Origin of the sequence: Bacillus hominis, from assembly GCF_018332515.1 — a bacterium.
Taxonomy (GTDB): Bacteria; Bacillota; Bacilli; order Bacillales; family Bacillaceae_G; genus Bacillus_A; species Bacillus_A hominis.
In genome coordinates, this window is record NZ_BOQD01000104.1 from 1 (window position 1) to 22,775 (window position 22,775).

25 protein-coding genes, 1 pseudogene and 4 riboswitches are annotated in these 22,775 nt (G+C 36.3%); of the genes and pseudogenes, 22 read left to right on the plus strand and 4 right to left on the minus strand.

What is annotated here, in order from left to right; translation table 11 throughout:
* Positions 1 to 162: 162 nt before the first annotated feature.
* Positions 163 to 495, minus strand: coding sequence for a hypothetical protein (locus tag KI356_RS12070; RefSeq protein WP_128283090.1), 333 nt, complete (start codon positions 493 to 495; stop codon positions 163 to 165).
* A gap of 5 nt (positions 496 to 500) precedes the next feature.
* Positions 501 to 1,661: an SH3 domain-containing protein gene (locus KI356_RS12075; RefSeq protein ID WP_212935527.1), complete on the minus strand. Its 1,161-nt coding sequence runs from the start codon at positions 1,659 to 1,661 to the stop codon at positions 501 to 503.
* 263 nt (positions 1,662 to 1,924) lie between these two features.
* Positions 1,925 to 2,037: riboswitch (TPP riboswitch) on the plus strand.
* Between the two features lie 60 nt (positions 2,038 to 2,097).
* A riboswitch (TPP riboswitch) is annotated at positions 2,098 to 2,201 on the plus strand.
* Positions 2,202 to 2,290: 89 nt separating this feature from the next.
* Between KI356_RS12075 and tenA the strand changes: the two genes are divergently transcribed.
* The 18 genes from tenA (at position 2,291) to kdpDN (ending at position 17,700) form a co-directional block, all read left to right on the plus strand.
* The gene (tenA, locus tag KI356_RS12080; protein ID WP_002116300.1) at positions 2,291 to 2,986 is read left to right on the plus strand and encodes a thiaminase II; all 696 of its coding nucleotides are present in this window, start codon (positions 2,291 to 2,293) and stop codon (positions 2,984 to 2,986) included.
* Positions 2,955 to 3,704: an ABC transporter ATP-binding protein gene (locus KI356_RS12085; RefSeq protein ID WP_128283092.1), complete on the plus strand. Its 750-nt coding sequence runs from the start codon at positions 2,955 to 2,957 to the stop codon at positions 3,702 to 3,704. Before tenA ends, KI356_RS12085 begins: the two co-directional genes overlap by 32 nt.
* Positions 3,704 to 4,456, plus strand: coding sequence for an ABC transporter permease (locus tag KI356_RS12090; RefSeq protein WP_128283192.1), 753 nt, complete (start codon positions 3,704 to 3,706; stop codon positions 4,454 to 4,456). The genes KI356_RS12085 and KI356_RS12090 overlap by 1 nt, the downstream gene beginning before the upstream one ends.
* Complete coding sequence (locus KI356_RS12095; RefSeq protein ID WP_212935528.1) at positions 4,453 to 5,454, plus strand: ABC transporter substrate-binding protein; 1,002 nt, start codon at positions 4,453 to 4,455, stop codon at positions 5,452 to 5,454. The genes KI356_RS12090 and KI356_RS12095 overlap by 4 nt, the downstream gene beginning before the upstream one ends.
* A 10-nt stretch (positions 5,455 to 5,464) precedes the next feature.
* Positions 5,465 to 6,085 carry a thiazole tautomerase TenI gene (gene tenI, locus KI356_RS12100; protein WP_212935529.1) on the plus strand — a complete coding sequence of 207 codons (621 nt, stop codon included), beginning with the start codon at positions 5,465 to 5,467 and terminating at the stop codon, positions 6,083 to 6,085.
* A complete protein-coding gene (gene thiO / locus KI356_RS12105) occupies positions 6,078 to 7,187 on the plus strand; it encodes a glycine oxidase ThiO (protein WP_128283095.1) in 1,110 nt (369 codons plus the stop codon). Before tenI ends, thiO begins: the two co-directional genes overlap by 8 nt.
* A gap of 15 nt (positions 7,188 to 7,202) precedes the next feature.
* Positions 7,203 to 7,406, plus strand: a complete 204-nt coding sequence (gene thiS / locus KI356_RS12110) for a sulfur carrier protein ThiS (RefSeq protein WP_128283096.1) — start codon at positions 7,203 to 7,205, stop codon at positions 7,404 to 7,406.
* 2 nt (positions 7,407 to 7,408) lie between these two features.
* The gene (gene thiG, locus KI356_RS12115; protein WP_098273385.1) at positions 7,409 to 8,179 is read left to right on the plus strand and encodes a thiazole synthase; all 771 of its coding nucleotides are present in this window, start codon (positions 7,409 to 7,411) and stop codon (positions 8,177 to 8,179) included.
* A complete protein-coding gene (gene thiF, locus KI356_RS12120; RefSeq protein WP_212935530.1) occupies positions 8,172 to 9,191 on the plus strand; it encodes a thiazole biosynthesis adenylyltransferase ThiF in 1,020 nt (339 codons plus the stop codon). Before thiG ends, thiF begins: the two co-directional genes overlap by 8 nt.
* A gap of 6 nt (positions 9,192 to 9,197) precedes the next feature.
* Positions 9,198 to 10,019, plus strand: coding sequence for a bifunctional hydroxymethylpyrimidine kinase/phosphomethylpyrimidine kinase (gene thiD, locus KI356_RS12125; protein WP_212935531.1), 822 nt, complete (start codon positions 9,198 to 9,200; stop codon positions 10,017 to 10,019).
* Between the two features lie 520 nt (positions 10,020 to 10,539).
* A riboswitch (cyclic di-AMP (ydaO/yuaA leader) is annotated at positions 10,540 to 10,687 on the plus strand.
* Between the two features lie 93 nt (positions 10,688 to 10,780).
* Positions 10,781 to 11,167 (plus strand): hypothetical protein, encoded by a 387-nt coding sequence (locus KI356_RS12130; protein ID WP_128283100.1) that lies wholly within the window; start codon positions 10,781 to 10,783, stop codon positions 11,165 to 11,167.
* Positions 11,168 to 11,183: 16 nt separating this feature from the next.
* Positions 11,184 to 11,414: a hypothetical protein gene (locus tag KI356_RS12135; RefSeq protein WP_212935532.1), complete on the plus strand. Its 231-nt coding sequence runs from the start codon at positions 11,184 to 11,186 to the stop codon at positions 11,412 to 11,414.
* Between the two features lie 262 nt (positions 11,415 to 11,676).
* A riboswitch (cyclic di-AMP (ydaO/yuaA leader) is annotated at positions 11,677 to 11,822 on the plus strand.
* A gap of 96 nt (positions 11,823 to 11,918) precedes the next feature.
* On the plus strand, positions 11,919 to 12,023 hold the full coding sequence (locus KI356_RS12140) for a SipW-dependent-type signal peptide-containing protein (protein WP_000887889.1): 105 nt from the start codon (positions 11,919 to 11,921) through the stop codon (positions 12,021 to 12,023).
* Positions 12,020 to 12,100, plus strand: a complete 81-nt coding sequence (kdpF, locus tag KI356_RS12145) for a K(+)-transporting ATPase subunit F (protein WP_000972378.1) — start codon at positions 12,020 to 12,022, stop codon at positions 12,098 to 12,100. The genes KI356_RS12140 and kdpF overlap by 4 nt, the downstream gene beginning before the upstream one ends.
* 19 nt (positions 12,101 to 12,119) lie before the next feature.
* Complete coding sequence (gene kdpA, locus KI356_RS12150) at positions 12,120 to 13,787, plus strand: potassium-transporting ATPase subunit KdpA (protein WP_128283103.1); 1,668 nt, start codon at positions 12,120 to 12,122, stop codon at positions 13,785 to 13,787.
* A gap of 13 nt (positions 13,788 to 13,800) precedes the next feature.
* Complete coding sequence (gene kdpB, locus KI356_RS12155) at positions 13,801 to 15,891, plus strand: potassium-transporting ATPase subunit KdpB (protein ID WP_212935533.1); 2,091 nt, start codon at positions 13,801 to 13,803, stop codon at positions 15,889 to 15,891.
* 16 nt (positions 15,892 to 15,907) lie between these two features.
* Positions 15,908 to 16,489, plus strand: coding sequence for a K(+)-transporting ATPase subunit C (gene kdpC / locus KI356_RS12160; protein ID WP_212935534.1), 582 nt, complete (start codon positions 15,908 to 15,910; stop codon positions 16,487 to 16,489).
* A gap of 56 nt (positions 16,490 to 16,545) precedes the next feature.
* The gene (gene kdpDN, locus KI356_RS12165; RefSeq protein ID WP_212935535.1) at positions 16,546 to 17,700 is read left to right on the plus strand and encodes a KdpD-like non-kinase potassium sensor; all 1,155 of its coding nucleotides are present in this window, start codon (positions 16,546 to 16,548) and stop codon (positions 17,698 to 17,700) included.
* Positions 17,701 to 17,920: 220 nt separating this feature from the next.
* Here the strand turns inward: kdpDN and KI356_RS12170 are convergent, their stop codons facing one another.
* Together KI356_RS12170 and KI356_RS28480 are read right to left on the minus strand one after the other, a co-directional pair.
* Positions 17,921 to 18,418 carry a DinB family protein gene (locus tag KI356_RS12170; protein ID WP_212935536.1) on the minus strand — a complete coding sequence of 166 codons (498 nt, stop codon included), beginning with the start codon at positions 18,416 to 18,418 and terminating at the stop codon, positions 17,921 to 17,923.
* A 189-nt stretch (positions 18,419 to 18,607) separates the two neighbouring features.
* Positions 18,608 to 18,706: pseudogene (locus KI356_RS28480) on the minus strand (SDR family NAD(P)-dependent oxidoreductase); the annotation flags it as partial.
* A 258-nt stretch (positions 18,707 to 18,964) separates the two neighbouring features.
* On the opposite strand from KI356_RS28480, the gene KI356_RS12175 reads away from it, so the two are divergent.
* The 4 genes from KI356_RS12175 to KI356_RS12190 all read left to right on the plus strand — a co-directional run.
* A complete protein-coding gene (locus tag KI356_RS12175; protein WP_212935537.1) occupies positions 18,965 to 19,927 on the plus strand; it encodes a tubby C-terminal domain-like protein in 963 nt (320 codons plus the stop codon).
* Between the two features lie 323 nt (positions 19,928 to 20,250).
* On the plus strand, positions 20,251 to 21,105 hold the full coding sequence (locus KI356_RS12180; protein ID WP_212935538.1) for a patatin-like phospholipase family protein: 855 nt from the start codon (positions 20,251 to 20,253) through the stop codon (positions 21,103 to 21,105).
* Between the two features lie 181 nt (positions 21,106 to 21,286).
* Positions 21,287 to 21,676, plus strand: a complete 390-nt coding sequence (locus KI356_RS12185) for a hypothetical protein (protein ID WP_128283110.1) — start codon at positions 21,287 to 21,289, stop codon at positions 21,674 to 21,676.
* Between the two features lie 74 nt (positions 21,677 to 21,750).
* Positions 21,751 to 22,775, plus strand: a 1,025-nt coding sequence (locus tag KI356_RS12190) for an ABC transporter permease (protein ID WP_212935539.1), incomplete at its 3' end; no start/stop codon positions are given.

Genomic DNA, 22,775 nt, shown 5'->3' on the forward strand with positions numbered 1-22,775 from the left:
ACAAGGAGAAAGTAACTAAGATAAGAAATAACATTCCATAAAGGAGAAATTGTGCAGTATAACTTCCTTGTATACCAAAAAAAGTATTCATTTTTTTATATAAATTCAATATATATTGAATTGGATTATCTTTGAAAGATTGGTACACAGTGTCTCCTCTTTCTAAGCTTCTTGTTCATGTTTTTGGTTATTAGGAACATTAACGTATCTAGCTATGAATAATAAAACACTTATAAAGAATACAGGAAGTACGGTAGATAAATAAAAACCATTACTAATTATATTTGTTATAAGAGCACTCAAAAGAAAAATTGCATTATAAATATGGGCAATTTTTTGTTTTAGCCGCATTTGTAATGCTTCCATAATGATTTCTAAAGCAACAAAAGCAATAATAATAGATAAAAATACAGTGTTCGTATTATAAATGACTAAACAACAGATTAAACCTAAAAAGGCCAGGTATTCAATAAAGAGAGGTATATTGCGTGGCATAAAATTTACCTAACTAAATATGGCAGTGGGTTCACTGCATTTGTTTTTTCAAAATTCCATTCCCCATTATGTAATTCAAAATGGAGATGTTGCCCGTATGAATGACCTGTGTTTCCCATATGACCTACTAATTGTCCAGTTTGTACTTGATCACCAGCTTGTACAGTGCGATCCTTCATATGAGCATAAACTGTTGTATATAATTTCCCATTTATTTGATGGGCGATGAACACGACATTGCCATAGCTAGCCGAATAATAAGATTTCACAACTTTACCTGCAGCAGCAGCTTGAATAGAGACATTTCCTTGTGCTGCTATATCTATACCATAATGCATTTGCTCCCAGCGCATATCAAAAGTGGAGCTGATTTTCCCTTGAGTAGGGAATTTGAAAACTGCTGGAATTGATGAAGGTTGAGCTGTTTTAGCTTGTGCTTGATTTTGATTTTGCACTACATAGTGTTTTGCTACATATCCGTATCCTGTGCCAAAACGAATTTTATACCAAGTACCTACCGTTTCTACTACTTGTACTTGTGTACCATTTTGTAATGAGCCAAGTAGAGTGCTACTTGTACTAGCGTTGCTACGTACATTTAATTTTGGTGTTGCAACAGTATAAGAAGGAGAACCTTGTACTGTTACACCTTTTACTAGAGGTGTGGATCCATTAGATACAAATGTTTTTTGTACGTATCCAATTTGACCGTTATGTAATATTTTGTACCAATCCCCTTGTTCACCTTGAATGCTAATGAATTGACCATTTGGTAATATATCTAGAATAGAAGACTCTGTATTAGGTTCAGAACGAACGTTTAATGCGTTTGCATTTACGATATATTGATTCTTTGGTTGAACATTTTTTTTGAATAGAATTGCATCTTTTTTCATATATCCTGTTTTGTTGTTAACAGATACTTTATACCAATCTTGATTTGTCTCAAGAATAGTAACCGGGCTATTAAATCGAATGTTATCAATTATTGCACTGTCTGCATGGTTATTTTGATGTAGTGCAACGTTGTCAATTTTTACATATCCAGTTTTTACTGTAGATGGTTGCTTAGCAGCCGCTGTTTGTATATCGGATTCTCCCATAGAAGGAAGTAAAGAAGCAATTGCGATAGTAGTTGCTGTTAAAGCTGTAGCTTTCATATTCATGTAATAAAGACCTCCTCTAGTTGTATAGTTGTAATTTTATTATAGTATAAAGATATAATATATTGGTCGTATTCACATAAATGTAATATGAAATAAATAAAAATAAATAATGTTAGAAGGGAGGTTCATATATATATATTGTATATATCATTTGTGGGGTTGCATTTATATGTGTTTAACACGATTGGATTTAATTAACAATTAAGAAAATTAAAACAGTTGATGATGTCTTATGGCGGTGTTATACTGACAGTGATAATTTTATAGTTTGCTAGGAGGGCTGGTGTTGCCAGCTGAGAGTAAGACCTTAAGTCTTTGATCCTTTTTATTACCTGATCTAGATTATGCTAGCGTAGGGAAGCAATTCGGACACTAACAATGAGTCCCCGTTTCTTTGCGTATAGAAACGGGGCTTTTTTATTTGAAAATTTCATATTGAAACCACTAGGGGTGCTTGATGTGCTGAGAGAGGAATAATCCTTAACCCTTACAACACCTGATCTAGGTAATACTAGCGAAGGGAAGTGGAACAACGAATAAATTATAATTTTATTTGCTGTAACCACTTCTTATATACAGAAGTGGTTTTTTTATTGAGATAAATAGATATATAGGAAGGGGAATTATAAATGAAATTTTGTGAAAGATTATTTGATACGGTGCAGCCTGTTTGGGAGAAAAGTCATAATCATCCGTTTGTAGTAGGTATGGGGGATGGTACGTTGGAAAAAGATAAATTCCAGTACTATATTATTCAAGATTATTTATATTTGTTAGATTATGCAAAGCTATATGCAATTGGGGTTGTAAAGGCAACGAATCCACAAGTTATGGCAAAATTTGCAGAGCAAATTGATGGTATTTTAAATGGTGAAATGACGATTCATAAACAATATGCAAAAAGACTTGGTATTTCTGCACGAGAGATGGAATCTGCAAAACCATCTGCTAAAAATTTAGCCTATACAAATTACATGATGTCTGTATCTCAAAATGGCACACTTGCAGAATTAATATCAGCTTTACTTCCATGTATGTGGAGCTATTGGGAGATTGGAAAGCGTTTAAATGATATTCCTGGCGCAAGAGATCATGAGTTCTTTGGTGAATGGATTCAAGGATATAGTTCTGAAGAATACGGTAACCTTTGTATTTGGTTAATAGATTTATTAAATGAAATGGCAGTTGGAAAGTCAGAGAAAGAGCTAGACCGATTAGAGGAGATTTTCTTATATTCCAGCCGATTTGAATATTTATTCTGGGATATGGCTTATCGTAAGGAGATGTGGGGTTTTGAGGAGCAAGAACATACTACAGTTTCATAATGTTTCCTTTCATTATGATGAGAAGCCAATCATCGATGAATTAAATGCTTCTATACAAGATAAAGAGTTTGTAAGTATTATCGGACCGAGTGGATGCGGGAAAAGTACTTTATTTCGCCTTATTACAGGCTTAGAAGAGGCTAGTACTGGACAGATAGAGCTGACAGAAACAAAGAGTCACCCTGTAGGGTATATGCCCCAAAAAGATATGCTCTTGCCGTGGAGGACGATTATTGAGAATGCGGCCCTACCGCTAGAGTGCCAAGGTGTGCAGAAGAAAGAAGCGCAAGTAAAAGCGAAAGAACTGTTACATAAATTTGGTTTACAAGGGTACGAGAAAAAATATCCGAAAGATTTATCTGGTGGTATGAGACAACGCGTATCTTTTATCCGAACTTTATTAACAGGCGGGGAGATATTATTGTTAGATGAACCTTTTAGTGCATTGGACGCTTTAACGAAGGCATCTTTGCAAGAATGGTTGTTTGAACAATGGAAAGAGTGGGAAAAAACAATTTTATTTATTACTCATGATGTTGAAGAAGCATTGTTTCTTTCTAATCGAATTTTGGTTGTAGAAAATCAACCGATAGCAACTTTAACTGAGCGAATTGTGCCGCTTGATCGTAACCGAACAAGAAAAGATTTATATAAGCCTGAAGTGCTAGCGCTTAAAGAAGAGCTCCTTAGTATGTTACAAAGGCAGGTACTCGTATGATGAATCGCTTGAAGGAGTTATTACCTGCCCTCATATTAAGTGGAATTTTACTTGCTCTATGGGAAGTAGGAGCAAGAATTGTAGATGAGATGTACATTTTACCGTCACCGTCTGCAATCGTAATGAAGATATGGAAACTAAAAGATATATTATTTACGGTTCATTTACCGGCAACATTATCCGTCGTTTTAATAGGTGTTGTTATTTCTGTCGTATTAGGCGTAGGGCTAGCAATGTTAATGAATGCGAATACGTGGATGGAAAGAGCATTTTATCCATTATTAGTAGCTTCTCAAACAATCCCGATTACAGCACTTGCGCCACTATTTGTTTTATGGTTTGGATATACCATTTGGAGCAAGGTTGTTGTCACTGTCTTAATTACGTTTTTCCCTATTGCGGTCAATACGTATGATGGATTGCGTAGTACGAAAAAAGAATGGGAGGAGCTTTTAGTTACATATGGGGCAACGAAAAAGGATATTTTCCTAAAGTTAAAATTGCCATCCGCTCTTCCTTACTTTTTCTCAGCGCTAAAAATTGCAGTTCCGCTTAGTGTGATTGGGGCAGCAATTGGAGAATGGCTCGGTGCACAAGCTGGGCTTGGATATTTCAGTAAAAGGATGATGACGCAGTTAGATGGAGCTGGTGTATTTGCACCAATTGTATTGCTATCATTGTTAGCTATTTTTTTCGTCATACTTGTTTCGATATTAGAAAAGAAATTCATTAGTTGGAGGAAGCATTCATGAAATTTTTAAAACGCATCTTTGCGTTTACATTATTAGTTGCAATGATTGCAGGGTGCTCGAGTAATTCAGCATCAGATAAGGGTAAAAAAGAGAAAGAAATAACGGTCATGCTTGATTGGTATCCAAATGCGGTACATAGTTTTATTTATGCAGCAATTGAAAAAGGCTACTTTAAAGAAGAAGGAGTAAAGGTAAATATTAAATTCCCTTCTAATCCGACTGATCCATTAACGTTAGCTGCAGCAGGGAAAGTGACAGTTGGCTTGTATTATCAGCCCGATGTTGTTATGGCCAGAGCGAATGAACAAATTCCAGTGAAATCAATTGGAGCTGTCGTACGTTCGCCGTTAAATCATGTTGTATCGCTGAAATCAGCAGGTATTAAGTCACCTAAAGACTTAGAAGGAAAAACAGTTGGATATTCTGGAACCCCTTTAAGTGAAGCATATTTAAAAACGATGGTAAAAGAAGATGGTGGTAATCCAGATACAGTAAAAGTAGTCGATGTTGGATTTGATTTAGTACCAGCGTTAATTACGAAAAAAGTAGATGCTGTAACAGGGGCATACATTAACCATGAAGTACCTGTTATGCGTCATGAAGGTCATGAACCGGCATACTTTAATCCAGCTGATTACGGAGTACCGAACTATCATGAACTTGTGTTTGTAACAGGTGATAAAACGTTGAAAAAAGATAAAGAAGCGCTGCAAGCCTTTTTACGTGGGGCGAAAAAAGGGTATGACTTTATGAAGAAAAACCCTGATGAAGCATTAAATATTTTATTAGATCATCAAGAAAAAGAAAACTTCCCGCTAGTACCAGAAGTTGAAAAAGAAAGTATGAAAATTTTATTAGAGAAGATGGAAACGAAAGATGAGCCATTCTTATCGGATTCAAAAGAGTCATGGGAGAAACAAAATAAATGGCTGAAAGAAAAAGGAATGACGAAAGAAATCGTTCCAGCAGATGAACTATTCGAAAACATTTTAAAGTAGGCGAATGAATATGAAAAATGAGCTCCATGTAATCTCAAATGGCCATATGCCATTCGAAGAGTTAGTGAATGTAGCGATGCCAATTGAGAGTGAGATTGATTATTTGCATATTCGTGAGCGTGAGAAAAGTACGAAGGAATTATACGAAGGTGTGGAAAGTCTTTTGGAGAAAGGATTTCCGGCATCCAAGATTGTTATAAATGACCGAATTGATATTGCTATTTTATTAAATATTCCGCGTGTGCAGCTAGGATATCGAAGCGCAGATGTAAGGTCAGTGAAAGAAAAGTTTTCTTATTTGCATGTTGGTTATTCCGTACATTCTTTAGATGAGGCGATAGTGGCATTTAAAAATGGAGCCGATTCACTCGTTTACGGTCACGTATTTCCAACCACTTGTAAAAAGGATGTGCCAGCAAGAGGATTAGAAGAAATTGCTCATATGGCAAGATGTTTATCCATACCAATAACTGCAATTGGTGGAATCACTCCTGAAAATACAGGTGATGTTCTTGCAAATGGTGTAAGTGGCATTGCTGTTATGTCCGGGATTATAAGCAGTGAAAATCCGTATAGCAGAGCGAAATCTTATAAGGAATCAATAAGAAAGTGGGCGGAAAAACATGTGTAAGAAGTATGATGTAGCGATTATTGGCGGAGGTGTAATTGGTAGTTCAGTTGCACATTTTCTAGCAGAAAGAGGGCATAAAGTAGCGATTGTAGAGAAACAAAGAATCGCATCCGAAGCTTCGAAAGCAGCTGCTGGTTTGCTCGGTGTTCAAGCAGAATGGGATGAATATGATCCGTTGTTTGAGCTTGCTAGAGAAAGCCGTGCTATATTTCCACAACTTGCAGAAGTTTTACGTGAGAAAACGGGTATTGATATTGGATATGAGGAAAAAGGGATATATCGCATCGCTCAAAATGAGGATGAGAAGGAAAGAATTCTTCATATTATGGATTGGCAACAGAAAACAGGTGAAGATTCCTACTTTCTAACGGGAGACCTTTTGCGAGAAAAAGAGCCGTTTCTATCCGAGTCAATTATAGGAGCAGTATATTATCCGAAAGATGGTCACGTTATTGCACCAGAGCTTACGAAAGCATTCGCACATTCTGCAGCGATTTCCGGTGCTGATATATATGAGCAGACAGAAGTGTTTGATATTCATATTGAAAATAATAAAGTGACTGGAATTGTTACAAGCGAAGGTATTATCACATGTGAGAAAGTTGTTATTGCGGGCGGTTCATGGAGCACGAAGCTACTAGGTCATTTTCACCGCGATTGGGGTACATATCCAGTTAAAGGAGAAGTGGTTGCAGTAAGAAGTCGAAGACCACTTTTAAAGGCGCCTATTTTTCAAGAAAGATTTTATATTGCCCCAAAACGCGGCGGACGTTACGTAATTGGAGCAACGATGAAGCCTCATACGTTTAATAAGACTGTGCAGCCAGAAAGTATTACTTCTATATTAGAGCGTGCTTATACAATATTGCCAGCTTTAAAAGAAGCAGAGTGGGAAAGCACATGGGCAGGATTAAGACCGCAATCGAATCATGAAGCTCCTTATATGGGAGAGCATGAAGAAATAAAAGGTTTATATGCTTGTACGGGCCATTATCGAAACGGCATTTTATTAAGTCCTGTTTCTGGTCAGTATATGGCTGATTTAATAGAAGGAAAGCAGGAGAATCACTTGCTAGATTTATTGCTTTCTAAAACGATTTAGAAAGGGGATGGAAGTTTGAATTTAAAAATTAATGGTAACCAAATTGAGGTGCCAGCGAGTGTGAAAACAGTAGCTGAGTTACTTACACATTTAGAGTTAGATAACAGAATTGTTGTAGTAGAGCGTAATAAAGATATTTTACAAAAAGGTGATCATAAAGATACATCTGTTTTTGATGGAGACCAAATTGAGATTGTAACTTTCGTAGGAGGCGGTTGATTATGTTAAACATTGGACCATTTTCATTTCATTCTAGACTTTTATTAGGAACAGGTAAATTTCCTGATTTTGATGTACAACAAAAGGCAATTGATGTATCTGAGGCGGAGGTTTTAACGTTCGCAGTACGTCGTATGGATATATTTGATGCAAAGCAGCCTAATTTATTAGAGAAACTTGATGTGAAAAAATATACGTTATTACCGAATACAGCAGGGGCAAAAAACGCTGAAGAAGCTGTTCGAATTGCAAAGTTAGCAAAAGCTTCTGGACTTTGCGACATGATAAAAGTAGAAGTTATCGGTGATGATAGAACGTTACTACCTGATCCAGTCGAAACGTTAAAGGCATCTGAAATGTTACTAGAAGAAGGATTTATCGTACTTCCGTACACATCTGATGATGTTGTATTAGCACGTAAATTACAAGAACTTGGTGTGCATGCGATTATGCCAGGAGCATCACCAATTGGTTCAGGGCTTGGCATTGTAAATCCATTAAATTTAAGCTTCATTATTGAACAAGCGACAGTACCAGTTATTGTTGACGCTGGTATCGGTAGCCCAGCTGATGCAGCATTTGCAATGGAATTAGGAGCGGATGGTGTGTTGTTAAATACAGCTGTGTCGGGAGCAAAGGACCCTATTAAGATGGCATACGCAATGAAATTAGGTATTGAGGCAGGGCGCATTGGCTTTGAAGCGGGGCGTATTGCACGTAAACGTTGTGCAACAGCAAGTAGTCCTTTAGAAGGAATGAGCGTAGTTGAATAATCGATATTCTCGCCAAGAATTATTTTCTCCAATTGGAGAAGAAGGGCAACGAAAGATAAGAGAAAAGCATGTACTCATTATCGGTGCAGGTGCATTAGGTAGTGCAAATGCGGAAATGTTCGTAAGAGCAGGTGTAGGCATAGTAACGATTGTTGACCGGGATTATGTCGATTGGAGTAATTTACAAAGACAACAATTGTATGCAGAGAGCGATGTAGAGAATAACCTACCGAAGGCTGTAGCGGCAAAGAAGCGTCTAGAAGAGATTAATAGTGAAGTAAGAGTAGAAGCTCTCGTTCAAGATGTAACAGCTGAGGAATTAGAAGAACTTGTTACAAACGTTGATGTAATTATTGATGCAACCGATAATTTCGAAACGCGTTTCATTGTAAATGATATAGCGCAAAAGTATTCCATTCCATGGGTTTACGGAGCATGTGTAGGTAGTTACGGTCTTTCTTACACTATTCTTCCAAGGAAAACGCCATGTTTATCTTGTTTATTACAATCAATTCCGCTTGGCGGAGCGACATGCGATACAGCGGGGATTATATCGCCTGCTGTATCTCTTGTTGTTTCTCATCAAGTAACGGAAGCTCTTAAATTGCTAGTAGAAGATTATGAATCGCTTCGAGATGGACTGGTATCGTTTGATGTGTGGAAAAATGAGTATTCGTGTATGAATGTGCAAAAACTTCGTAAGCATAATTGTCCTTCGTGTGAAGAAAATGCGATATACCCGTATTTAAACAAAGAAAATACATCGAAAACAGCAGTGTTATGCGGGAGAAATACAGTTCAAATTAGACCACCCCATAAAGAAGAAATGAATTTTGAGCAATATAAAGAATTGCTGAATGGTCGCGTGAATGATTTGAATGTAAATCCATATTTATTATCATTTTCTGTTGAAGAAAAGAGATTAGTTGCTTTCAAAGATGGTCGTGTACTTGTGCATGGGACGAAAGATATAAGTGAAGCGAAAACAATTTATCATCGCTATTTTGGATAGAAAAGGATGAGTGGGATGAAAGTAAATAAAGCTTTAACAATTGCAGGATCTGATAGCGGAGGCGGCGCTGGAATTCAAGCAGATTTAAAAACTTTCCAAGAGCTTGGTGTGTACGGAATGACGGCTATTACAGCAATTACTGCTCAAAATACGCTTGGTGTTCAAGGGGTATATCCTGTTTCTTTAGAAGGAATTACGGAACAGCTGAATTCAATTGGTACGGATTTAACACCAGATGCTGTGAAACTAGGAATGTTATTTAGCAGTGAAATTATTCAAATTGTGGCAGAGCATATTAAGAAGTTTGGCTGGAATAATATTGTGCTAGATCCTGTTATGATTGCAAAAGGCGGGGCATCGTTATTACAACAAGAAGCAGTGCAAGCATTAAAAGAATATTTATTGCCACTAGCAACGGTTGTAACACCGAATGTTCCGGAAGCAGAAGTGTTAACTGGGATGGAGATTCATAATATAGAAGATAGTAAAAAAGCTGCAGAAGTGTTGCACGAATTAGGTGCTAAATATGTGCTTATGAAGGGCGGACATGCAGAATATCAAGGGAATGAAGTAATTGATTTACTCTTTGATGGAGAAGAGTTTATTGAATTTAGAAGTGAACGAATTCCTTCGAAGCAAACGCACGGAAGTGGCTGCACATTTGCTTCAGCAGTTACAGCTGGACTTGCTAAAGGATATTCAATCGAAGAGGCAGTTCAAGAGGCAAAACGATTTATTAGTATAGCGATTGAAGAGCCGTTGAATATTGGAAGTGGTCATGGACCGACGAATCATTTTGCGTATAAGTTGAACAAAGTACAAGCATAAGTGAAAATTAAACCCGTGGGGATATAGCCTCACGGGTTTCATATATGTTAGCAAATATGATTGGCTTAAATGTGTCCGTTAGATTAGTAAAGTATATAAAAGGTGTGATGATATTAATATTAAAAATATAATGTATGGAATCATAGCTTTCTTATTATTACTTAGGTATTTACTATAAATTAATAACAAACAAGAAATTAAAAAAATGATTTCTAATGTAGTACGGAATTAAGTATAACTAGGAATAGTAACTAAAATCGCTAGAATTAAAAGTAACGAATTACCTAGAATGTGTATTATTTTAATAAAATTATTTCTTTTATCCTCGGTCATATATCATCCTCGTTTCACTTTTGATTTTTAATCATTTCTCTACTTAGTATTATTACAATACAACTAATGAAAATTCCTATTGAGTATAAATATTTATAATGTTTAACAATGAAAAAATTCCATTTTGAGGGATTTTTTCTGTTTACTTTTTCAAAATTCAAGAGTAATATATCAGCCAGAATACATTTTTTTGTAAACGCTGAGTCCAAAATTATGGAGCGGAGGAACCAATTTGTGCGTCGTCACTAGGGGTGAATCTTTCAAAGTTGAAAGTAGGGCTACTCTCAAAGCCCGAATCCGACAGCTAACTTCGTAAGCGTCTTGAGAGAGGACGGTGCCATGATGGATACATCACTTCCTCGGTCTGATTAGTATAGGAGAATATCAATATATGTTTGAGTTCTTTTATGCTAAGGAGGATGAGGTACATGGAATTAACGCTTATTTGTGTTGGAGAAGAAAATAAGGTAAAGAGTTTAAGAGAGCTAGTAGCATTTCAGCATGAGTTAATTATTTTTACAGCAAATGAAGAGCTAGCAGCTGAAGTTAGAAATTGTGGATTTGATTCGACTTATAGCTATAATAAGGAGCAGGATTTTACTAGTATTTGCGAGCGGATTAAGAAAGTGATTTTATTAGGAGATGAGTTTCCGATAGTTAGCTTCTTCACAGAATACATTCGTTTTTATTTGCAAGCGCCTATTACTGTTGTTACAAGGAATAAACGATATCCGGCCAGGCTCTATGAAACAATTGGAGCTAAATTTGTAGTGTTTACGAACTGTGATAATATTTCTTTTTTATTTTTTGAATAGGGCGGGGGAAATGAAGATGAAGGTGTTGTTACTAGGAGATATAGCGAATCGTTGGGCGGCATCGGTAGAGAGAGTTCAAGAATTGATAGTGCTCGATCCTATTTTTCCAAGGCCATATATAATATTGCCATCGAAAGATGCTTTATATTTAAAAACGGATATTATCGAATATGAGCAGTTACATGCAGAACTGTCACAGGTTTATATTCGAGGGAGAAATTTACGTGCATTTTTACGAGGAGAATAAAGAGTGAATGAAAAAAGAGCGAATGCTGAGTGCAACAAGCTATGCACTTCATGTAATTCGTTCTTTTTATTTCATATTTAAAAGATCATTTTTATGAAAAAGAAAGAAAAGACAAGAAAATAGATGGAATTATATGAAGAATACGTAATGTAAGCGTTTAAACGGCGTAATATTTTCTTATTTTAAGTAATTTACCTCTTTACAAGTTAAATATAGAGGAGTATATTTACTCTCATAAATCATTCATGAAATTTCCAAAAAAAACCTAAAATCGCTGAGTTCCAGAAATGGAGCGGGGGAACCAATTTTGTGCATCGTCACTTGGGGTGAATCTTTCAGTTTTGAAAGTAGGGCTACTCTTTAGGCCCGAATCCGACAGCTAACCTCGTAAGCGTTTAGAGAGGAGGTTTACTTTGTGTTGTTCGTTTAGAACACTAAGTAGAGCTTAGTGTTCTTTTTTTGATGGGTAAATGTAAAATTTTAACAAAAAAGTGAGGGGTAGCTATGTTAGATGTTGTAATGATCGGGATATTTGTTGTATTAGTTGCATCGATGGCAAGCTTGGCAAGTTGGTCAGATAAAGTTGTGAAAGAAGGGAAGCAATCATGATGATTGCCTTATCGGTTATTGTTGCGGCGATTACGGTGTACTTAGTTTATGCATTATTAAATCCAGAGAAGTTTTAATTAGGGGGAATCATTCATTATGATTTGGGTCGCAGTCGTTATTACAATGCTCTTGTTTATTTTAGTAGCAAAGCCAACGGGGATTTATTTAGAGAAAGCTTTTCAAGGTAGCAAAACGCTAGATAAAGTATTCGGGCCTTTTGAGAAACTTATTTTTAAAATTACAGGTGTAAAAGCATACAATCAAACGTGGAAACAGTATGCATTATCATTAGTTTTGTTAAATGGATTTATGATTGTCGTCGTATATTTCATTTTCAGACTGCAAGGAGTATTGCCATTAAATCCAGCACATATTGAAGGAATGGAGCCTACGCTCGCTTTTAATACAGCAATTAGTTTTATGGCTGATACAAATTTACAACATTACAGCGGTGAAAATGGTTTATCTTATTTATCACAATTAATTGGAATTACATTTTTAATGTTTGCAGCACCGGCAACGACGTTAGCGCTCGTTATGGCATTTATAAGAGGGCTCGCTGGAAAAGAACTCGGTAACTTTTTCGTTGATTTTACGAGAGCACTAACGAGAGTTTTTCTTCCAATTGCATTTGTTGCGGCGTTAGTCTTTGTCGCACTCGGTGTACCACAAACGTTAGATGGGGCAGTTACAGCACATACGATTGAAGGTGCAAAGCAAAGTATATTACGCGGGCCAGTTGCATCATTCGTTTCAATTAAGGAACTTGGAAATAACGGCGGTGGATTTTTCGGGGCAAACTCTACACATCCTTTCGAAAATCCAGGACAAATGAGTAATATTTTGCAAATGATGCTTATGATGTTATTGCCAACAGCACTTCCATTTACGTACGGACGAATGGTAGGAAATAAAAAACAAGGACGTATCCTTTTTGTATCACTGTTCATGGTCTTTTTACTAGGATTTATAACGATTACGACATCCGAATTACATGGAAATCCAGTATTGAATCAAACTGGTATCCAGCATGTACAAGGAAGTACAGAAGGAAAAGAAGTACGATTCGGAACTGTATTTTCTTCACTATACGCAACAGTAACGACAGCTGCTGAAACAGGGGCCGTTAACACGATGCATGATACGTTAACGCCACTTGGCGGATTAGTACCACTCGTAAATATGATGTTAAATACAGTATACGGCGGTGTTGGAGCGGGCTTTATTAACATTATTATGTATGCAATTATTGCAGTCTTTATATCTGGGTTAATGGTCGGAAGGACACCAGAGTTTTTAGGTAAAAAGATTGAAGGTAAGGAAATGAAATTAATTGCGGTAACGATATTATTCCATCCGTTGCTTATTTTAGGATTTTCAGCATTAGCTCTTTCAACAAGTTTAGGAACAGATGCCATTTCTCATTCAGGTTTCCACGGTTTAACGCAAGTTGTATATGAATACACATCGTCAGCTGCGAATAACGGGTCTGGATTTGAAGGATTAGCAGATAATACACCGTTTTGGAATATTACGACTGGTTTAGTTATGTTTTTAGGACGCTATTTCAGTTTAATTACGATGCTAGCTGTGGCAGCTTCATTGAAAGAGAAGACGGTAGTACCAGAAACAGTCGGAACGTTCCGTACGGATAATGGTTTATTTGGAGGGATCTTTATTGGAACGATTGTAATTGTTGGTGCGTTAACATTTTTCCCGATGTTAGTACTTGGCCCAATTGCAGAATTTCTTACATTGAAGTAATGGAGGGTAAATGATGAGACCGGTAGTAGTAAAAGAAAAACAAGTAAATCAGTCACAAATACATGCTGTAGAAGATGAGGTTAGACAAGCGAAAACGTTGGATCGTGATATCGTGACGCATGCGATGAAACAATCCTTTGCGAAATTGAATCCGAAAGTAATGATAAAGAATCCTATTATGTTCATTGTGGAAATTGGATTTATAATTACGTTCATTTTATCCTTTCTTCCAAGTAGTTCTAGTAGTGTACCAGGATGGTTTAATATAACAGTTTCTCTCATTCTATTATTTACAGTTTTATTTGCTAACTTTGCAGAAGCGTTAGCTGAAGGTCGTGGTAAAGCGCAAGCAGATTCTTTAAAACAATCGAAAAAAGATGTGTTTGCAAATGTTGTAAAAGAAAATGGGGACATTGTTCAAGTTTCAGCAACTGATCTGAGAAAAGGTGACGTTGTTATTGTAAAACAAGGAGAAATGATTCCAAATGATGGTGAAGTAATTAAAGGATTAGCGTCTGTAGATGAATCTGCAATAACAGGAGAATCTGCTCCTGTTATAAAAGAAGCAGGTGGCGATTTTTGCTCCGTAACAGGCGGTACGATGGTCGTAAGTGATGAGATTACAATTGTGATTACGAGTAACCCAGGTGAATCATTTATTGATAAAATGATTTCGTTAGTAGAAGGAGCTGCTCGTCAAAAAACGCCGAATGAAATTGCTTTAAATACAGTATTAACGAGTTTAACGCTTATTTTCTTAATCGTCGTTGTGACGTTGCCGATTTTTACAAATTATTTAGGGTTTCAAATTGATACAGCTGTACTTGTAGCATTGTTAGTTTGCTTAATTCCAACGACAATTGGTGGGTTATTATCAGCGATTGGTATTGCTGGGATGGACCGCGTGACAAAGTTCAATGTATTAGCGATGTCGGGTAAAGCAGTAGAAGCTGCGGGTGATATTAATACAATTATTTTAGATAAAACAGGTACGATTACTTTCGGAAACCGGATGGCACATACACTGCTACCTGTAGGAAATGAAACGATTGAGCAAGTAGGAAAATGGGCTGCGATCAGCTCAGTTTTAGACGAAACGCCAGAAGGTCGATCTGTTATAGAATATGTACAAACGAAATCAATATCATATAATAGAGAACTTGCAGAACAAGGTGAATTTGTTCCGTTTAAAGCAGAAACGAGAATGAGTGGTGTTGATTTACAGGACGGAATGAAAGTGAGAAAAGGTGCCGTCGGTGCCGTTATTGAATGGGTTAGGTCGCAAGGTGGAACGATTCCGAAAGATGTGAATCAAAAAGCAGATTTAATTTCAAAAGAGGGCGGAACACCACTTGTAGTTGCAGTAGATGATCGTATTTACGGTTTAATTTATTTAAAAGATACAGTAAAACCTGGTATGCGTGAGCGTTTTGAACAATTGCGCCAAATGGGGATTAAAACGGTTATGTGTACTGGTGATAATCCGTTAACAGCAGCAACAATTGCCAAAGAAGCAGGGGTAGATGAATTCGTTGCCGAGTGTAAACCAGAAGATAAAATTGCAGTTATTAAAGCAGAGCAAGATAAAGGGAAACTTGTAGCGATGACAGGTGATGGTACAAATGATGCTCCAGCATTAGCACAAGCTGACGTTGGATTAGCGATGAATAGTGGTACGACAGCTGCAAAAGAAGCAGCGAACATGATCGATCTAGATTCGAATCCAACGAAAATTATTGAGGTTGTAGGAATTGGTAAGCAATTGTTAATGACACGTGGTGCGTTAACGACGTTTAGTATTGCGAATGATATTGCAAAATATTTTGCAATCATTCCAGCAATGTTTACACTTGCGATTCCGCAAATGGAAGCATTAAACATTATGAAATTAACATCGCCAATTTCAGCGATTTTATCAGCATTAATATTTAACGCTGTTATTATTCCATTACTCATTCCGTTAGCGATGAAAGGTATCGCATATAAACCGATGAGTTCGAATGCATTGCTTAGCCGAAACTTACTCATTTACGGGCTTGGCGGAGTTATCGTTCCGTTTATTGGAATTAAAGTAATTGATATGATTGTCGGCTTGTTCATATAAGGAAGAGGGGAAAAAGATGGCGAAGAAACAAAGCATTTTATCACCAATTATCCGCATTACTTTTACATTTTTAGTTTTATGCGGTCTTGTATATCCGCTTATTGTAACTGGTATTGCGCAAGCGGTAATGAAGGATAATGCGGATGGAAGTCTTATATATAATGATAAAGATGAAGTAATTGGTTCAAAATTAATCGGTCAAAATTTCACAGATCCACGTTATTTTCATGGACGTGTCTCTAGTATAGAATATAAAGCAGAAGCATCTGGTTCAAATAACTATGCACCGTCTGATCCAGATTTAGCAAAACGAGTTGAGAAAAGTATTGAAGACTGGAAGAAACAAAATCCAACTATTTCAGTTACAGAAGTACCGATAGATTTAGTGACGAATTCGGGTTCAGGGCTTGATCCTGACATTAGTCCAAAAGCGGCTTCTGTGCAGGTAGATCGCATCTCAAAATTAACGAATATTCCGAAAGAAAAGCTGGATCAATTGATTAAGGATCAAACGGAAGGTGCTGCACTCGGTTTATTTGGCGAAAATCGTATAAACGTCTTAAAGTTAAATTTAGAATTACAGAAATTAATAAAATAGTAACAGTGCTACCTCAATCTAACGGATTGAGGTAGCGTTGTTTCGAAAGAAAGGTTGTGAGTGTTTTGTATGCGGATGACTATAAACCGACGTTTCAAAGGCGAACACCAGAAGAGTATTTAGAATACATTCGTCAACAAAATCGAGGGAAGTTAAAGCTATATGTAGGAGCGGCTCCAGGAGTAGGAAAAAGTTATAAAATGCTCTTTGATGCTAGGGAAATGAAAAAAGACGGTATTGATATTGTAATTGGTTTAATTGAAACGCATGGAAGAAAAGAGACGGAAGAAGCAATTGCGGACTTGGAAAAAATTCCTTTAAAAGAAATACAGTATAAAGGAAAAGCATTTTATGAGCTTGATGTAGAAGGAATTATAATGCGTGCACCGCAAGTAGTAGTTGTTGATGAACTCGCGCATAGTAATATTTCAGGTTCTAAGCATAAAAAACGGTACATGGATGTACAAGAATTACTAGAGGCAGGCATATCAGTATTATCAGCGTTTAATATTCAGCATTTAGAAAGCGTTCATGACATAGTAGCTCAAATTACAAATGTAAAAGTACGAGAACGTATCCCAGATTTTATTTTGCAAAAAGCAAATGAAATTCAGCTCGTTGATGCAACGCCAGAAGTACTACGGAAGCGATTAATAGATGGAAAGATATATAAGGAAGAAAAAATAGAGCAAAGCTTACAAAATTTCTTTACGCTTAACAATTTAGGGGCACTTAGGGAATTATCGCTTCGCGAAGTTGCAGATGATATGGACGAGAAAATTAGTCAAACCGTTATAGAACCAATCGGTGTAAAAGAAAAAATTCTTGTTTGTGTACAATATAGTTCAACAGCAGAGAAATTAATACGGAGAGGTTGGCGCATGGCTGATCGGTTAAACGCTGAATTGTATGTCTTAAACGTTGAGAGGGAAAATATAGATTCACTTTCAGCAGGGAAAAAGCAAACAATTGAAGAGTGGAAGTCGCTAACGAATCAATTTGATGCGAGCTTTGTATTAGAAGAAGCGAAAGGAAGAAAACCGGCTGATGTTATTATTGAAGTTGCGAAAAGACTACAGGTGACACAAGTTTTACTCGGGCAATCGGCGAGAACACGGTGGGAGGAAATACGAAAAGGTTCTATTGTAAATGAAATTATGAGACAAACGAAGCATATTGATATTCATATCGTTGCTGATCAAAGAGCTTAAAATAGAGACCTCCTTTCGGGAAGTCTCTAAGGTGTTGTGTATGAGTATACTACTTCTACTTATTAGGTAGCATAGTAAAAAAATTCAAATCCGTCAGGGTTTATTTGATAGCCTACTTGTATAACATCTATAAACGATAATAAAATACTACATGAAAAGACCATATTTTGTATAAAAATATGTCTTAAGTTGATGAGCATGGGGGAAACCATATCCTTGTTTAGAACGGATATCCGCCTGTTGGCGGTGGCCAAGCACTAAATAATCTGCGAATCAGCACAATTTCTCCTAAATGGTAGGAGTTGTGAGATGCAATATTGCGTAGAACACCGCCAGGGGTTTCACCAGGCCATTCCTCCAATGTCTTGTCCAATTGAACAGTTTGGGCAATCGTGCATGCCTGTTCAATCCCTTGAAGAAAATGCTGAATACTCTGTTGCCACTCTTCCTCACTGCCAGGACATTCTTCTTCAGGCCAACTCTCTTTTACATGGGTAGGCAATGCAGGCTTCTTCCCTTGAGCGGATAATAAGAGAAAATCTTGCCAGTAGGTCATGTGTTTCACTAATTGATAAATAGAATAAGGCAGTTCCTCCCTGCGTTTTCCCGCAAGCGCTACGTCTATGTCCGACAAAGCATTCTTGATGGGAAGATGTCCTCGTTCTCCTCTTAACGATTTTATTAATGCCTGGCTAAACGCTTTATTTGATTGCTCCATAATAACTAACTCCCATCCTGTTTTATTTTCTAATTTGCTGATTTTATGGTTCCGTCTCTTTTATATGCACTAAATATATTAGAGAAGCCTTACGACTATTAAGAGAAAGTAAAATAAGGCAAAAATAACAAGGATCACTGACTTCTTAACGTACAGGAAATCGTTGATTTTTATTTGACTTGTACCTTAATGTACAATTGTAGTAACAGATAAATCAAAGGTTCGAATGACAACATCCAGGTCTGCGTTAATGGCAGCCACTTTTGATTTTAGCTTTTCCGATCCCTCCTGAATTTTATCCAATTGATATTATTGTGAATGAACTATGAGTTGATTATAATGATTAGAGTGAACTCTAAGTCAAGAAAAAAATAATAAAAGGATAGTTATTCTATTATGAGGGAGTTCGCGAAGCAAAAATAGCGCTACTATACTAAGGTCATTCATGTGTGATAATACATTAATTAAATATACGGTATATACATAGTTTCTCAGAGTGATGCGATGTCAGGTATGAGCTGTGTAACAACTAGAGGTGAGTGAAGGATGTTAACGTTTTTATTTGAGTTAGACAAGAGTATTCCACAGAAGAATGAACCACGGTATGTTGCTTATGCAAATGGCTTTATCGAAGGGGATTTAACGATTTGTGTGGGTGACAGAGTACTTATTCAGAAGTCATGCATGAAGGTCGCAGAGCTTGGTATTTATTTAGGACAGTGGATGGAACAAGTGCAACACGGGCAGCACGTACATATGAATTATGAAACGACTGACCGTGATGAGGTAATTCTTGGTTTCTTTTACGAAGAGGACGATCAGTGGAAGATTTCTTCCAGTTGGCAAGAATTTGAACTTCAGGAACGTATATCTACTACAACATTAGTAGAGAGCGTTCAACGCTATTTGCATGGGCTAAATAAGGAACTGCGCGCGATAGAATATCCTGTGACGTTTGATCAGTACTTAAGAGGAGAGCGAATGATGCAGCTTTCTTACAAACGACTGTGTGATAGTAAAGCGGACATGAAGCCGATAGAGGTTTACAATGGAAGCAAACAAGTAGGCGTAGTACGGGGCTATTATAAAAATACGTTGATGAAAGTGCTAGACTTCATTCCGAAAGTTGGTAGTAATATCAATTACGAAATAAAGGATAGTAAGGACAATATTCGTATTATTGCAAAGGATGTAAGTAGGCGGCGCCAAAGAAAGATTTTAGTAACGTACATCGATAATAATGATGCAGAGCATGAAATAATGGTATGTGACGGAAAATTATTGGATGCAAATTTCTTATTTACCTTTACATATAAGACAGAAGAATATGTTGTTCACAAAACTTCACTTGGGACCGGAAAGTTATTACGAAAGGGCTATGTAATCGCAGATTGGAATATTCGTCTTGAAGAAGATATGTATTACATCGAGATGAATGTATATGATGATAATTATATAGAGGATCAATACTTACTTTTAGGCGTATTTCATGCGGTTTTGTATGGGTGATAAAGTGAAACTTTAATCAGTGGGGTTTTGTTCATCATCCACTGATTATCAGCCCGACTCCCATCTAACTTCTTCGCTCCAGCTGAATTTTGAGGTGGAAGTCTTTGCCCGCAAATAGCGGGATAAATGAGAAGTACCGGTACTCTTCATGGGAAGGATGCCGGTATTTTTTATGTGGTTCTGGTGCTACTCCTAGGAAAAGAAAAAATCCCTCCATTTCAAGCCTTTTGAATATAATTTCTGAAAGAACTCATATATAATAGAAAAAGATACTTAACATAGTGAATAATTAAAGAGTCAATATATATAGAGGAGAGAGTAACATGCTTGAAAATACGGGTTTAGTATTAGAAGGCGGCGGTATGCGTGGTGTATATACTGGCGGGATATTAGAATACTTTATGGAACAAGATTTATATTTTCCGTATGTAATCGGTGTATCAGCTGGTGCTTGTCATGCAGCGTCGTATCTTTCCAGACAAAGGAATAGAAATAAGACAGTAAATATTGATTATGCATCACATCCGCAATATTTATCTTATAAAAACTTATGGAAAAAGCGTCAATTATTTGATATGGATTTCATTTTTCATGAAATTCCAGAAAAACATGTCCCATTTGATTTTGACACATACTTTAATAGTCCAGAGCGTTTCCTTGTAGGGACGACGGATTGTGAAACAGGACAACCCGTTTATTTTGAAAAAGAGGGAACGAATGATGATGCGTTAAATTTATTGCAAGCGTCTAGTTCATTGCCTTTCATTGCACCAGTAGTAAATTACCGTGGTAAGCAACTGTTAGATGGCGGGATTTCAGATCCGATTCCAGTTCGTAAAGCACAGGAAGATGGGTTTGAAAAATCAGTCGTTATTTTGACGAGAAATCATGGTTATGCGAAGAAAAAATCAAAATTTGGTTGGGTTGCAGCGAAAGCTTATAAAAAATATCCGAACCTTGTTAACACGATGCTGAATCGTTATGAAGTGTATAATGAAACACTTCACTACATTGAAAAAGAAGAGCAAGCGGGTAATTTATTTGTCATTAGACCAGAAGTGCCTCTTCAAGTAGATCGTATGGAAAAAGATAAGGCAAAATTGCAAAGTTTATATGAGCAAGGCTATGAGGATGCAAAGAGACAATTTGCAGATTTACAGGCGTTCTTGCAAAAATAAGTATTAGGCTGTGGAGAAGAAGTTCTCCGCAGCCTTTTTATATTGCTTTTAAAAAATGTATAAATGTTTAAGCTTTTTAAGAGTTTGTAAAACATGTGGTTTTCCTATTGAGGAGCATTTGATTGAAAGATACTATGACGATGTAGCACTACTAAATTATTCATTCAAGAGGTGATTGTTAATGAAGGGAAAAGTCTTTTCAATTACAACTTTCGTGTTATTAACAACAGTGATCTCAACAAGTGCATTCTACTCAACTTTAAGCGTTCATAAAAACGATAGTCTACTATCTTATAGAGCTCAAACTACTACGAATCAAAATGCATCCAGCTGTTCAGTAGCGATTTCTTTTATTAATTCAAATGGGAGTTATACATATATTGAAAGTGCCAAGGATAAATTAGGACCTTATGAATCGGGAAGAGCATTACATGCTACTGTTAATAACGATGTATTTAACGCCTTTGGCACAAAAGGAGTATACTCTGAGCATTATGCGAATGAGGATAATGACTATCAAGAAGATACGCGCAAAGGTACTTTTGATAGTCACGGTAATTTAGAATTGTAGTTGTTTTTGTGAGTATTTGTATTAGGAGAAGGGTATGTTTATCATCTCCTTCTTATTTTAAAAAGGAGGGAGTTATGTATTTAGTATTTAAAAGTATAAAAAGTAATAAACTATTTTCTATAATTCTTCTTATGGCATTTTTTATTTCTTTTCTTTCTATATCAGTAGCGGCGCTTTTAACAGAGTCTAAACGGAATTTTATATCTGCTTTTCAAATCGGTTTCCCAGAAAAAAATCAAATTTTAACTGTTCCGATAGCGAATGCAATTGAATTGGAAGCGATAATTCCTTTCATACAAGATACTTTTGTGAAAAGTGATATTTACGTAGAGAATTTAAAAGCATTAAATAGTTCAGGTGCAATAAAAATGATAGCTGTGAATTTAAAAGATGATTATTATTGGATGCCATATATTTCTGAAGGACAATATTTTCATCGTGAAAATGTAAATGATATGGTTGTTGGTGACCAAACGAATGTAGAGGAATTATATGAATTTGAGGGTACATATAAAAAAATAGGAACTATATCGAGAAAAGATAGTGATGTTGGTGTATCAGACATATACATTCCACTTCAAAACTTACCTACTATATCTAAAAAAGGTATTATTGCGAGTAAACAATTACAATTAACAGTTGTTAATCCTACATCATCTAGTCATAAAGAAATAAAAATGTTTATGAATAGGAGTAAAGAAGTACTTTCGGGTGAGGTTCAAATACTGAACGAACGAGATCTTCAGGAACTAAATGTAACATATATAGATCCAGCAAATAAGTATTATTATAAATTCATTCTTGTTGCAATCGTTTCTGGCATTTCGGCAGTTTTATTTTGGATTTATAAAAAAGAAAGAGAGATTTCATTAAAAAAAGCAGTAGGTGCTTCTAATCTATCTATTTACTGCGAACTATATATTCAAATTTTGTTTATTTCTCTAATAGCGATGTTGTTGGTTTTTCTTACGTTAGAAATATTTTCTGGAACAATTCATACATATTTTCAGACATATTTATTAAAACCGTTAACACTATATGTATTGATATATAATGTTGTTTTTATAATTTTCCTTACAATTTTTGTTACTGTAATCCC

Excerpts from the sequence above, each read along its gene's own strand:
- KI356_RS12070 (WP_128283090.1), bottom strand. The coding sequence starts at position 495 with ATGCCACGCAATATACCTCTCTTTATTGAATACCTGGCCTTTTTAGGT.
- KI356_RS12075 (WP_212935527.1), bottom strand. The coding sequence starts at position 1,661 with ATGAATATGAAAGCTACAGCTTTAACAGCAACTACTATCGCAATTGCT.
- tenA (WP_002116300.1), top strand. The coding sequence starts at position 2,291 with ATGAAATTTTGTGAAAGATTATTTGATACGGTGCAGCCTGTTTGGGAG.
- KI356_RS12090 (WP_128283192.1), top strand. The coding sequence starts at position 3,704 with ATGAATCGCTTGAAGGAGTTATTACCTGCCCTCATATTAAGTGGAATT.
- KI356_RS12095 (WP_212935528.1), top strand. The coding sequence starts at position 4,453 with ATGAAATTTTTAAAACGCATCTTTGCGTTTACATTATTAGTTGCAATG.
- tenI (WP_212935529.1), top strand. The coding sequence starts at position 5,465 with ATGAAAAATGAGCTCCATGTAATCTCAAATGGCCATATGCCATTCGAA.
- thiO (WP_128283095.1), top strand. The coding sequence starts at position 6,078 with ATGTGTAAGAAGTATGATGTAGCGATTATTGGCGGAGGTGTAATTGGT.
- thiG (WP_098273385.1), top strand. The coding sequence starts at position 7,409 with ATGTTAAACATTGGACCATTTTCATTTCATTCTAGACTTTTATTAGGA.
- thiD (WP_212935531.1), top strand. The coding sequence starts at position 9,198 with ATGAGTGGGATGAAAGTAAATAAAGCTTTAACAATTGCAGGATCTGAT.
- KI356_RS12130 (WP_128283100.1), top strand. The coding sequence starts at position 10,781 with ATGGAATTAACGCTTATTTGTGTTGGAGAAGAAAATAAGGTAAAGAGT.
- KI356_RS12135 (WP_212935532.1), top strand. The coding sequence starts at position 11,184 with ATGAAGGTGTTGTTACTAGGAGATATAGCGAATCGTTGGGCGGCATCG.
- KI356_RS12140 (WP_000887889.1), top strand. The coding sequence starts at position 11,919 with ATGTTAGATGTTGTAATGATCGGGATATTTGTTGTATTAGTTGCATCG.
- kdpF (WP_000972378.1), top strand. The coding sequence starts at position 12,020 with ATGATGATTGCCTTATCGGTTATTGTTGCGGCGATTACGGTGTACTTA.
- kdpA (WP_128283103.1), top strand. The coding sequence starts at position 12,120 with ATGATTTGGGTCGCAGTCGTTATTACAATGCTCTTGTTTATTTTAGTA.
- kdpB (WP_212935533.1), top strand. The coding sequence starts at position 13,801 with ATGAGACCGGTAGTAGTAAAAGAAAAACAAGTAAATCAGTCACAAATA.
- kdpC (WP_212935534.1), top strand. The coding sequence starts at position 15,908 with ATGGCGAAGAAACAAAGCATTTTATCACCAATTATCCGCATTACTTTT.
- KI356_RS12170 (WP_212935536.1), bottom strand. The coding sequence starts at position 18,418 with ATGGAGCAATCAAATAAAGCGTTTAGCCAGGCATTAATAAAATCGTTA.
- KI356_RS12175 (WP_212935537.1), top strand. The coding sequence starts at position 18,965 with ATGTTAACGTTTTTATTTGAGTTAGACAAGAGTATTCCACAGAAGAAT.
- KI356_RS12180 (WP_212935538.1), top strand. The coding sequence starts at position 20,251 with ATGCTTGAAAATACGGGTTTAGTATTAGAAGGCGGCGGTATGCGTGGT.
- KI356_RS12185 (WP_128283110.1), top strand. The coding sequence starts at position 21,287 with ATGAAGGGAAAAGTCTTTTCAATTACAACTTTCGTGTTATTAACAACA.